Annotated in this window: 11 protein-coding genes and 1 riboswitch; of the genes, 6 read left to right on the top strand and 5 right to left on the bottom strand. The window is 46.1% G+C overall.

What is annotated here, in order from left to right; translation table 11 throughout:
- The 4 genes from moaD to moaA form a co-directional block, all read right to left on the bottom strand.
- Positions 1 to 196: molybdopterin synthase sulfur carrier subunit (gene moaD / locus ACRC27_RS02150; RefSeq protein WP_438639082.1), on the bottom strand; the 196-nt coding region annotated here is incomplete at its 3' end.
- A complete protein-coding gene (moaC, locus tag ACRC27_RS02145) occupies positions 193 to 672 on the bottom strand; it encodes a cyclic pyranopterin monophosphate synthase MoaC (RefSeq protein ID WP_438624027.1) in 480 nt (159 codons plus the stop codon). The genes moaD and moaC, both read right to left, overlap by 4 nt.
- A 13-nt stretch (positions 673 to 685) precedes the next feature.
- Positions 686 to 1,198, bottom strand: coding sequence for a molybdenum cofactor biosynthesis protein B (gene moaB / locus ACRC27_RS02140; protein ID WP_438639081.1), 513 nt, complete (start codon positions 1,196 to 1,198; stop codon positions 686 to 688).
- A 42-nt stretch (positions 1,199 to 1,240) separates the two neighbouring features.
- Positions 1,241 to 2,221 (bottom strand): GTP 3',8-cyclase MoaA, encoded by a 981-nt coding sequence (moaA, locus tag ACRC27_RS02135; protein WP_438639080.1) that lies wholly within the window; start codon positions 2,219 to 2,221, stop codon positions 1,241 to 1,243.
- A riboswitch (molybdenum cofactor riboswitch) is annotated at positions 2,213 to 2,361 on the bottom strand. (Overlaps the previous gene by 9 nt.)
- Before the next feature lie 328 nt (positions 2,362 to 2,689).
- Between moaA and ACRC27_RS02130 the strand changes: the two genes are divergently transcribed.
- Positions 2,690 to 2,896, top strand: coding sequence for a hypothetical protein (locus tag ACRC27_RS02130; RefSeq protein ID WP_438624031.1), 207 nt, complete (start codon positions 2,690 to 2,692; stop codon positions 2,894 to 2,896).
- Positions 2,897 to 3,014: 118 nt separating this feature from the next.
- Complete coding sequence (locus ACRC27_RS02125; protein ID WP_438624105.1) at positions 3,015 to 3,914, top strand: gluconeogenesis factor YvcK family protein; 900 nt, start codon at positions 3,015 to 3,017, stop codon at positions 3,912 to 3,914.
- 42 nt (positions 3,915 to 3,956) lie between these two features.
- On the opposite strand, the gene uvrB is transcribed toward ACRC27_RS02125, so the two are convergent.
- Complete coding sequence (gene uvrB, locus ACRC27_RS02120; protein WP_438624032.1) at positions 3,957 to 5,975, bottom strand: excinuclease ABC subunit UvrB; 2,019 nt, start codon at positions 5,973 to 5,975, stop codon at positions 3,957 to 3,959.
- Positions 5,976 to 7,616: 1,641 nt separating this feature from the next.
- Here uvrB and ACRC27_RS02115 point away from each other — a divergent pair.
- From ACRC27_RS02115 to rsxC, 4 genes are all read left to right on the top strand, one after another.
- Positions 7,617 to 9,176 carry an EAL domain-containing protein gene (locus ACRC27_RS02115; RefSeq protein WP_438629382.1) on the top strand — a complete coding sequence of 520 codons (1,560 nt, stop codon included), beginning with the start codon at positions 7,617 to 7,619 and terminating at the stop codon, positions 9,174 to 9,176.
- A 180-nt stretch (positions 9,177 to 9,356) separates the two neighbouring features.
- Positions 9,357 to 9,935, top strand: a complete 579-nt coding sequence (gene rsxA / locus ACRC27_RS02110; RefSeq protein ID WP_438624034.1) for an electron transport complex subunit RsxA — start codon at positions 9,357 to 9,359, stop codon at positions 9,933 to 9,935.
- Between the two features lie 2 nt (positions 9,936 to 9,937).
- A complete protein-coding gene (gene rsxB / locus ACRC27_RS02105) occupies positions 9,938 to 10,498 on the top strand; it encodes an electron transport complex subunit RsxB (protein WP_438624035.1) in 561 nt (186 codons plus the stop codon).
- Positions 10,499 to 10,501: 3 nt separating this feature from the next.
- A partial coding sequence (gene rsxC / locus ACRC27_RS02100; RefSeq protein WP_438639079.1) for an electron transport complex subunit RsxC occupies positions 10,502 to 12,551 on the top strand: 2,050 nt, incomplete at its 3' end.

The raw sequence follows: 12,551 nt of genomic DNA, 5'->3' as shown, positions 1-12,551 counted from the left end.
GCGGGGTGTCTAACGGCGTTAACGTTTGATTTACTGCCACCAGCAGTTTCTCTTTCTCTAGCGCCAATGCCCATTTATCACTGCGCGCAGAGAGTTCAAGCCGCAACGCTTCCACCGTGGCAAATTCCGCGTTCAGTGTTAGCATATCTTCGCCCACCAGCTCACGCACTTGCGCAAAAAAAAGCACTCGAATCATTCGCTCACCTTAAACTCGCCCGATTTACCGCCACTTTTTGCCAGTAACCGCACCTGACTGATGATCATGTCTTTTTGCACCGCTTTACACATATCATAAATGGTCAGCGCCGCAACCGAAGCTGCCGTTAATGCTTCCATCTCAACACCGGTTTTACCGCTCAAACGGCACACACTTTCAATGCGTACCCGCTGTTTTTCCGGTTCAGCCACAATGCTGACATCCACCTTAGACAGCAATAACGGGTGACACAGTGGGATCAGCTCCCACGTACGCTTTGCCGCCATAATTCCAGCAATACGTGCGGTGGCAAACACATCACCTTTGTGGTGCTGCCCACCGATAATCATTGCCAGTGTAGTAGCGGCCATGTCAACAAATGCTTCTGCTCGCGCTTCTCGCACTGTTTCATCTTTGGCTGAAACATCAACCATATTGGCTTCGCCACGGGTATTGATATGGGTAAACTCAGTCATACGCTTCCCGATATTACGCTTTCAGATGAGGCATAAAGTTGCACGGGCGATGGCTGGCATTGAGCTGATCGCAGATGATCTTTTCCCACGCAGTGCGGCATGCACCGGTTGAGCCTGGCATAGCAAAAATCACCGTATGGTTAGCAAAACCCGCAATCGCGCGCGACTGAATGGTTGATGTACCAATCTCTTCATATGACACTATGCGGAACAGCTCACCAAAACCTTCCACTTCTTTATCAAACAACACACGTACAGCTTCAGGTGTCGTATCACGCGAAGTAAAACCGGTTCCACCGGTGATCAAAATGCCCTGAACCTGTGGGTTGGCAATCCATGCAGAAACAATGGCGCGGATCTGATACACATCATCAGGCACAATACTTTTTGCTACAACCTGATGCCCTGCCTCTGTCGCGGCATTCACCAGAAACTGGCCTGAAGTATCATTCTCTTCAGTACGGGTATCTGATACGGTCAGTACCGCCAGCATTGCAGGTTGAAAATCAGCAATTGCGTGTCCCATGGTGTCACTCCTTCCTATCATTATAGTAATCTTGGTTTTTTATTATCCGCCCAGCGATGCCAGATGCGGTGTGCTGCCAGAATTACCGGCATGCAAGAAATGGGTCTGTTTTTTACTCAGTAACGCCTGCTGTAAACGCTGTTGCAACAACGGAAGTTGCTGATCTTCGGTCAGTAAATCCCGCAGGTTAATGCCCTCATCCCCGAACAGGCACAAGTGCAATTTACCGGTTGCCGAGACCCGTAAGCGGTTACAACTTTGGCAGAAATCTTTTTCATACGGCATGATAAGGCCAACTTCACCACAGTAGTCTTCATGGCGAAAAACCTGTGCCGGCCCCGCATTGCGTTGTTTTTCCACCGGTTGCCAACCCTGTTGCAGCAGAATATCGCGGATTACGCCCCCTGAAAGGTGGTGCTTTGCAAACAGCTCGCCCATTTCACCGGTCTGCATCAGCTCAATAAAGCGCAATTGAATCGGGCGCTCTTTAATCCAACCTAAAAAATCATTCAGGCCACGATCATTTAACCCCTTCATCAGCACCGTATTCACTTTGACTTTGTCATATCCAGCGGTAAACGCAGCATCAATACCTGCCATGACTTCCCGTAATTTGTTTTCACCGGTAATCGAATGAAACAGGCGCGGATCTAGGCTGTCGACACTCACATTAAGTGCATTAACACCAGCAGCCCTCCAGCGGGCAACATCTTTGGCCATGCGGTAGCCGTTGGTGGTCAGCGCCAAGGTCCGTAACCCAGCAATGGTGCTGATACCTTCGGCAATTTCAAGAAAGTCACGACGCAATGTTGGTTCACCGCCGGTCAGCCGAATTTTATCGGTGCCCGAGGCAATAAAGGCGTGCGCGATCCGGCGGGTTTCATCCGGAGATAAAAACGCCGTTTTAGAGGTCTGTTTATAACCGTCAGGCAGACAATAACTGCACCGAAAGTTACACACATCAGTAATTGACAGCCGCAAGTAATAAAACTCGCGGTTAAACGTATCTTTAAGTTGCTGCACCTTAAAACACCTTTCCAAATGTCGGGAGGCCAAGGCATTTCTGCCCCAACCCGGTGGCTCGTTGAACCACGGCCAACTTCCCGTATTCAGCCAAACAATGGCTGCACTTAGGCAAGAGGGCTTCGGAGTTTTTGGCGGCAATGTCCACTGCATGCAGTGAGTTTGACGACATAACCACAATATATGTAAAGCGTATCGCTATTTTATGTATCTGTGTAGCAAAATTACAATCATCATCACGGGGTATCGGGTAAAAATTCTAACTTGATCAAGCTTCGCAGGCTGCCCAGCCTGTTTTTTCGCTTCTGTTCATCTTCCCATAAATAATTGCTGTTTTTGTTTTCAGAGCAAGACTAAAGCGCCGAAAAACGTTTTAAGGGAAGGAAAAAGAGACGTAACCACACGCCAATATAATGAAAACCGTCTACGCTTCATAACAGAGACTTGTATTTATTATACGGGGTGGATATGAGCAACATTACCGAGTCTGTGGGTATCACCGAACTGGCCAAATATCTCAAACGTATGCACGGTTATGATGATGAGACAGCACTAACCGAAGCACACACAGTATTAGCCGGTTTTCAAGACATGTCAGCGCACCATATTATCAAAGGCTGGTACTTTGATACGGAAGGCCATTTGGTGCTATTGCCCGATGAACGGATTAAATAAGCAGCAAACACATAGCATAACGTGCGGTCAGTCAACATTATTGATTGAGTTTGGTGAGATTATTTCTTATGGTCAGCTCTCTTCTTGTATCTTACCGTTATCTGATACTGACTTTATTATGCGTACCCCCATGCTTGCAGATTTAAATCATGTTGTTGCCATTGGCGGTGGACACGGGTTAGGCCGTGTCCTCTCTTCTTTAGGTTCTCTGAGCCACCGCCTGACCGGTATTGTCACCACCACCGATAACGGTGGGTCAACCGGCCGTATTCGTATGGCGGAAGGCGGTATAGCTTGGGGAGATACCCGTAACTGCATTAATCAGCTGATCTCTGAGCCGACCGTGGCCTCAGCCATGTTTGAGTACCGCTTTACCGGTGAAGGAGATTTGGCGGGGCATAATTTGGGCAATTTAATGCTCAAAGCGCTTGATGATCTGAGCGTTCGGCCTTTGGATGCCATTAATCTGGTGCGGCGATTATTGAAAGTAGATGCTCATATCATTCCGATGTCAGAGCACCCTGTTGATTTGGCCGCCGTATGCGCTGATGGCATGTCGGTATTTGGTGAGGTTAATATTGATGCCTTGACCGAGCTACCGCTGTCTTTAGAGTTAGTGCCCCCCGTTCCGGCAACACGCGAAGCGGTAACGGCAATTGAGCGTGCTGATTTAATTTTAATCGGACCGGGCAGTTTTATGACTAGCCTGCTGCCCCCGCTGCTAAACAGCGAAATTGCCGAGGCAATTCGCCATGCAAATGCCGCACATGTGGTTTATATCGGCAATCTGGCCAAAGAGCACAGCCCTGCCGCAACGCTGAATATTAGTGAGAAACTCGATATTATCGAGCGACACATTGGCCGCCGCTGTATCACTGGCGTAGTCGTCAGCCCACATATTGATGTTAGTATGCTAGAAAACCGCCGGATCGTACAAACCACGCTCGAGGCGGCCGATATCCCCTACCGCCACGATCGTCAGTTGTTAAAACAGGCCATTGAGCAGGCCTTGCGCTGATATTGGTACGCTGCGGTTAATACGCCGCTCTCATCAAACGGCTTATGATAACTGTATGAACTCTTCTCTAAGCCGTTGCAGTTGATCACGCAGTGCCGCGGCCTCTTCAAACTCCAGATTTTGCGCATGCTGATACATTTTTTGTTCCAATGTACGCAATTCGTGTTCACGCTCTTTGGCAGACATAGCGTGATACGCTGGCGCTGATTCTGCCACTTTTCGTCCTTTATTTTTTCCTTTGGCTTTTGCAGATACCCGTGAACCCACATCCAGTACATCAGCGACTGCCTTGTTCAACCCTTGTGGCGTAATACCATGCTGCTGATTAAACAGTTGTTGTTTCTCACGCCGACGCTCGGTTTCACTGATCGCCTTAGCCATTGAAGGGGTAATTTTGTCACCGTACAAAATCGCTTTACCGTTCAGGTTCCGTGCCGCTCGACCAATGGTTTGAATTAATGAGCGTTCAGATCGCAAAAAGCCCTCTTTATCGGCATCTAAAATCGCCACCAGTGAGACCTCTGGCATATCCAACCCTTCGCGCAAAAGGTTGATCCCCACCAGCACATCAAACAACCCCAAACGTAAATCACGGATAATCTCCATACGCTCAACCGTATCAATATCCGAATGCAGGTAACGTACGCGTACACCGTGCTCTTCAAGGTATTCGGTAAGGTCTTCCGACATCCGCTTAGTTAACGTGGTCACCAATACGCGCTCACTGATTGCCGTGCGCAGATGAATCTCAGACAGCAAGTCATCCACCTGTGTCGTTACCGGACGCACCTCAATGATAGGATCAAGCAACCCTGTTGGCCGCACCACTTGCTCGATAATGTCACCGCCCGAATGTTCAAGTTCATATTTTCCAGGCGTTGCCGAGACATAAATCGTTTGTGGTGCTAATGCCGCAAACTCCTCAAATTTCAGCGGGCGATTATCAAGCGCTGAAGGCAAACGAAACCCGTAATCCACTAGCGTCTCTTTACGTGATCGGTCACCCTTATACATAGCGCCGATTTGTGGCACAGTAACGTGTGATTCATCAATAATCAGTAAACCATCGTGCGGCAGATAATCAAACAGCGTCGGAGGTGGCTCTCCGGGGTTACGACCCGATAGATAACGCGAGTAGTTCTCTATCCCTGAGCAGTAACCTAACTCATTCATCATCTCGATATCAAACTGCGTCCGCTGGCTGATCCGCTGCTCTTCCAGCAATTTATGATGCTCTAGCAGCGTTGCCTTTCTCTCTACTAACTCTGTTTTAATCTGCTCAATCGCATCGAGGATCTTTTCACGCGGCGTCACATAGTGGGTTTTCGGGTAAACCGTGTAACGCACTACCTCCTGCTGAACTTGACCCGTCAGCGGATCGAACACTGACAGGCGATCGATCTCATCATCAAACAGCTCAACCCGAACGGCATGGTCATCAGATTCTGCCGGATAAATATCAATCACATCACCACGCACACGAAATGTACCGCGCTGAAATGCCTGATCATTGCGCTTATATTGCAATTCAGAGAGTCGGTGCAGAATAAACCGCTGATCAAGCTTATCGCCGCGCCGTAAATGCAGCATCATTTTCAGGTAGGAGTCAGGATCACCCAAACCATAAATTGCAGACACCGAGGCGACTACCACCACATCTCGGCGCTCCATCAGAGCCTTGGTCGCCGATAAACGCATTTGCTCTATGTGGTCATTAATTGCCGCATCTTTTTCGATAAAAGTATCTGTACTCGGCACATACGCTTCAGGCTGATAATAGTCGTAATATGAAACAAAGTACTCCACCGCATTGTGTGGAAAAAAGGCTTTCATTTCACCATATAACTGGGCAGCCAGTGTTTTATTCGGTGCTAAGATCATGGTTGGGCGTTTTAAGGTAGCAATCACATTTGCCACGGTAAATGTCTTTCCCGACCCCGTTACACCTAGCAGTGTCTGGTGAGCCAACCCCGCGTCAATACCGTCAATCAGCGCGTGTATAGCCTCCGGCTGATCACCGGCAGGCTGGAATGTAGATTCAAGTTCAAACGCTTTGCTCATGCTTACCCTACTGCAGTTTGTCTTGTTATCTCTCCATTATGCGCGGCTTTATCACGAAATTCGAGTTTGTTTGCCTCTACCCAAGAATCCCGTGTTGCTCATGCTAATTAGCCGCTAACACATGAACACAAAACTATTGCTATAGCCTTTTCGATATTAATCCATTCAAATTGCAACAATAATGCAAAAAGTAGCTTCATGGGATAAACCAACACAATAAACAGAAAAACAACAAAAGGAATAAATAATGGAGATTTAAGAAAAAGAACTATCAGAGGGATATTAAAAAACAAAGAACAACCAATTACACTTTCATGTACAATATAAAACAACTTGAATATTAATATCGAAATTAAATACTCAAAGTCACTCAATGTATCAAAACACTTTTAATGCAAAAATCAGCATTTCACACCCTGTTAAATTAAACACGCGCGCATATATTCAAACCGTAATAAAAGCATGTTATAGCGTTACGCCAGCAGTTCTTTAATACTTATCTCGCTGATAATGAAAATTACACTTCCTATTACCACATACTGCTATACCGAGCAGTCATATAGCATTTCAGCAACGGATACAAAAATAGCCAAAACCTGAATCCAAAGCTCTGCTTCCCAACACCATATCAATACCGGAGCTATACCAGAGCTATCAACGCCCTCAACAGAGGCCATTTCAATGACATACATACTCATAAACAAGCACAATCAATCAGATAATCATCATAATGATACGATCATAGAATCAAAGAACACTAGCTGCACCGCAGGTAACTTCAATATACGAACTTATTCAATAGAACAATACGCATCAGCATCACATTATGTTACTGCCAGTCGTTTCAAATAAATTCATTACCTTACGCTAGTTTATAAGATGAAATCAGCGTGTAATACTGTATCCATACAATTAACATAGCATTTAATCCACACAAGCTGTTCAATTTTCATTCACCCACGTACAGCCTGTAAACACCCTGTTACTGTGCGGTAAATCACATAAGTGATATAGCGTCTGCACCCACAGTGCACCAGTAAACAGGCAAAACCGCTTGTGTACCGCAAACCGAGAGAATCAAAGGCATTCATCAAACTGTCTTAATATAGCCCACATACTTATCCACAGATTCAGTGGATAACTTTCTCATTTCCAGAGAAAAAAACAGAAGTCAATCTTTTAAATGTACTTTAATATCATTGCTTTAGCTAAACGCGTAAATAGACTGAATCGCACAAAATAGACTTGACAAATCCCATGATAAAACAAATCAATTAGCACAAGAACAAACCATTAACATCTCCGTCTCAACCCTATGCAAGCTCGCCTACTCCTCTCGTCATCCTTATGCCTCCATGCAGTACTACTTTATTAAGCTAAAAAAACAGCGAAAGCAGACAACGACCAGTATCTATGTATGTCCCCCTTCAATTTTGGAAAACTTTCTTTGTAAATCTTATGGATAGCCTATTTTATACCGCGAAATATGTTATATGGCTCGAACTGCACTCCATTGAAATTGCACGCAAACATTTAATTATGGAATGCAAATCACATAATAATTATCGCTTTAAAATAATAAATGCGAATACACTGATATAATCAAATTATCTGCATTTGCCTGAAGAGAATATTATTGCGATGAGTAGAAAAATATCTTGGCTGACCTCAATCTGGCGGGTGATTATCTATTTTGTGGTCATCACCGCTCTGATTTATTTTCATTCAACCTACTCATTACCGCTTGGAATAACCCTTGTTCTTTTATTCACATTTTGTGCCGGCATGTTCAGTATCGAGTCTTTGCAATTTAAACAACAGGCCGCTGAACGATTGAGTAAACTGGAACAAACATTAAATGTTGCCGCTAGCCCAAATGATACCGCAGAGACCAAACTGGTTGCACAATATGTACAAGGCTGGCGACAAGAAAAAGCAGAACTACAACACCGCTTAGAGTTAATAGCAAAAGATGTAAACCGTGATTCATTAACCGGTTTGCCTAATCGTACTAATTTTATTCGTCAACTATCACTGCTCCCCGAAGATAATGCAAAGCACTGGTTAGCGTTAATCCATGCAGCTCCCGTCAATGAATTGAACCAGCGTGGCGGAAATAAATTGGGTGATCTGTTTATACAAGAAATTGCAGAACAATTAACTATTCACGGTCTACCACTCGGTCAATTGTACCGATTTGAAGGCGCTATGTTTGCCTGGGTTGCCTCTGCCCACCAGATAGATAATCCTGAGCGCCTTGCCGAGCGTTGCGCCCAATCACTCGAACAAATCGCGCAACGCCACCACATTACCCGAGCAGCAAATATCACATTCGTCAGTTTCTACGGTAATCAGTGGGGATCAGCGCTAAATCATGCGGAAGACAGCTTACGCATTGTCGCAGCTCTGCCACATCGCAGTTGGCAAGTTGAATACACTGAGCAACCACTGGTAGATGACTGGCATCATGAATTAGATCAGCAAATTGCCAACGCAGATGTTGCTTTTGAGATTCAATCTACCCTCAGCATCAGTGAAACTATGCCGAAATATCATGAGCTGTTCTCACGTTTCACCTTCTCAAAAGGGGCGATGTCAACAGAGAAAGTGATCGCAATGGCTGAGTACCATGGCAGAATGGCGCAACTGGATATGATGCTGTTAACCAAAATCAAATCCGTACTAAATAGCTTCAAAGGTGAAGGAATTCTTGCGGTAAACCTTGGTTTTCATACCGTCAACGATGTGGGCTTTTTACGCTGGTTGACTCATTATCTTGAGCAAGAGAGCACTATTGCAAAGCTATTGGTCATCGAAATCCCGACAGAAGCAGTACAGACTTATCCTGAAAACGCCGGCCAATTAATCAATGTGCTGAACCAGTACGGTGTGCGTGTTTGCTTGTGTAATTTTGGTCAACAATTTGATGGATTGGCTATTTTATCAAAATATAAGCCATCATTTATCAAACTCGCTCCCCGTTATACCCGCGACATTGATGCGGATAAAAATACACAGCAAGTTATGCGCCTGTTTATCGATACCTTACACCGTTTAGGTACCCGTGTTATTGCTGAAAATGTTGAAAAACAAGAAGATAAAGCTGCACTTATTCACCTTAGAGTAGATGCTATTCAGGGCTATGTTGTCGCAAAACCAAAATCCGTGCATCACTCAGAGCTGTTAAAACTCGTCAGTTAAATTATAAAAAACGGAAACACAAAACCATTTATTGGGATGTGTCCGATAAAAAAAGGCATTTTATCAAGGATAAAATGCCTTTTTTTAACATTAACCTGCCGCTCTTTCTCATTGCTAGGTTGTCGAATCGCACAGAATTGCTGATAATACGGCAGTTTTTTGTTATCTAAGGTAGATCCGATGACCGAGTATATTCTGTTGCTTATTGGCACAGTACTTGTCAATAACTTCGTGTTGGTCAAATTTCTCGGACTATGCCCGTTTATGGGTGTATCCAAAAAACTCGAAACCGCCATCGGCATGGGGTTGGCCACAACATTTGTACTCACATTAGCATCAGTGTGCTCTTATCTTGTCGATCACTTTATTTTACTTCCACTCGGTATCAGCTATTTACGTACCTTGGCATTTATTTTAGTGATCGCCGTTGTTGTGCAATTTACTGAAATGGTTGTGCGTAAAACTAGCCCTGTTCTCTACCGTTTGTTAGGTATTTTTCTACCACTCATTACCACAAACTGTGCAGTATTGGGTGTTGCACTGCTTAACACCAACCTGTCGCATAATTTTATTCAATCAGTGATCTACGGGTTTGGTGCCGCAGTTGGTTTTTCCGTTGTGTTGATTTTGTTTGCAGCACTGCGTGAACGTTTGGCATTAGCTGATATCCCCGCTCCCTTTAAAGGCTCTTCAATTGCATTGATTACAGCAGGTTTAATGTCGCTGGCCTTTATGGGCTTTACCGGTCTGGTTAAATAAGCATGTTTAGCATTGTAGTTGCTGTTTTAGCATTGGTTGTACTTGCACTTATTTTTGGTGTGCTTTTAGGCTTTGCCTCTATCAAATTCAAAGTTGATGCTGATCCTATTGTTGATCAGCTAGACGCTATTTTACCACAAAGCCAGTGCGGACAGTGTGGTTATCCCGGTTGTAGGCCTTATGCTGAAGCAGTCAGTCAGGGCGAGCAAATCAATAAATGTGCGCCGGGTGGCGAAGGCGTGATTCTTAAAATTGCTGACCTGCTGGGTGTTGAACCCCCGGCTGCGAATGAAGAGTTGGCCAATGCTGACCTGCGGAAAAAAATTGCCTTCATTCACGAAGATCAGTGTATTGGGTGTACCAAATGTATTCAGGCATGTCCGGTTGATGCCATAGTCGGATCAACAAAGTCACTGCATACAGTCATCAGTGATCTCTGCACTGGATGTGATCTCTGCGTTGCACCCTGCCCAACTGATTGTATCGAATTGATCCCCGTCGACGAGACTCCCGACACATGGAAATGGGATCTGAACACAATTCCTGTTAAGGTCATCAATTAAGTTATGTCCAGCGTTATCGAAGCTATTCAAAGCGGCCAGCTATGGGATTTCAACGGGGGTATTCATCCGCCCGAGATGAAATCTCAGTCAAATGCCACCCCTATCCGCCGGATTGATCTTGCGCCTTACTATGTTGTGCCGCTGCAACAACATGCTGGGCAGAGTGGTGATTTGCTGGTCTCTTGTGGTCAGAAAGTGCTAAAAGGCCAGCCACTGACCAATTATATCGGTGGTGGGCGCGTACTACCGGTACATGCACCCACATCAGGCACGATTACGGCTATAGAACCAAGAACAACCGCGCACCCGTCCGGTTTGCCTGATTTATGTGTTGTGATACAACCCGATGGTCATGACACTTGGTATGAACGGCAGATTATTGATGATTACCACCTCGCCACGCCGGAAGCCTTGATCGCACAAATCCGCAGTGCCGGTATTGCCGGTCTCGGTGGTGCAGGCTTCCCGACTGCCGCCAAATTACTCAGTGGCAGCCATTTGGTAAAACTGCTCATCATCAATGCAGCGGAATGTGAGCCCTACATCACCGCAGATGACCGCCTCATGCAGGATTATGCCGATGAGGTCATCGAAGGTGCGCGTATTTTACGGCATATTCTGCGCCCTGAGCAGGTGGTTATTGGCATTGAAGATAATAAATCTGCCGCCATCAACGCATTGAAAAATGCGCTCAGTGGAAGTGAAGATATTCAGTTGCGGATCATTCCCACAAAATACCCCTCTGGCGGTGCAAAACAGCTGATCAAAATTCTCACCGGCTGTGAAGTGCCCAAAGGAAAACACTCTTCAGCTATTGGTGTTTTAATGCAAAATGTGGGAACGGCATTTGCAATTAAACGCGCCATTGTTAACGGTGAACCGCTGATTGAACGCGTTGTAACGATGACGGGTGATGCCATTCATGACAAAGGCAATGTCTGGGCTCGCTTAGGTACGCCGGTACAGCATCTGCTCGATCATGCCAGCTTCCGCCCAACCCAAACGCCACAAGTCATTGTTGGTGGCCCTTTGATGGGCTTTAGCTTGCCGCATTTGGATGTTCCAGTCGTCAAAATAACTAACTGTATACTTGCACCTGGCTACACCGAATTTGGGCAACCACAGCCCGAGCAAGCCTGTATACGCTGTAGTTCATGTGCTGATGCTTGCCCAGTAAGCTTATTGCCACAACAGTTATACTGGTTCAGCCGCGGTCAGGATCATGACAAAGCCAGCCAATACAATATTATGGATTGTATTGAGTGTGGGGCCTGCGCCTATGTCTGCCCAAGTAATATTCCACTGGTGCAATACTACCGCCAAGAGAAATCTGCGCTGTGGGAAATTCGCCGTGATGAACGAAAAGCAGAAGTCGCTAAACAGCGTTTTGAGGCAAGACAACTGCGGTTACAGCGTGAAAAAGAAGAACGTGAACTGCGGGCTAGTCGTGCAGCAGAGGCTCGGCGCAGTACACAAAAATCGACTGACGGTGTAGATCCCGTACAGGCAGCTCTTGAGCGAATTAAAGCAAAAAAAGCACAGACTCAAGCGCAAGAAGGCTCTCACACTGATGTGCCGCAGATTACTCAAATACGTAATGAGTCAACTACAGATCTGGCAGGCCGGACTATCGTAGAGCAAAATGCAGCCATTACTGCCCGTGAAATGCGAAAACAGCAAGCCCGTGAACAAAAAGCGCGTAAAGCCGCTCTAGAATCTCAGGAGCCTGCTGATACCGCCCCTGTCGTAACCGAGCCTGTTGCTGCAACACCCACAGCAGCTCAAGTTGAAGACGCTGATCCGCGAAAAGCGGCCGTTGCTGCCGCTATCGCGCGGGCAAAAGCACGCAAAGCCGCACAGGGAACTCAAGAGTCTGCTGATACCGCCCCTGTCGTAAACGAGCCTGTTACTGCAATACCAGTAGCAGCGCAAGTTGAAGACGCTGATCCGCGAAAAGCGGCCGTTGCTGCCGCTATCGCACGGGCAAAAGCGCGCAAAGCCGCACAGGGAACTCAAGAGTCTGCTGATACCGCCCCTGTCGTAAACGAGCCTG

It is taken from the genome of Plesiomonas sp. (assembly GCF_051650925.1).
Taxonomy (GTDB): domain Bacteria; phylum Pseudomonadota; class Gammaproteobacteria; order Enterobacterales; family CAMTGL01; genus Plesiomonas.
Note: the sequence above shows the minus strand (reverse complement) of the source record. Positions and strands in the feature narration are given on the sequence as shown.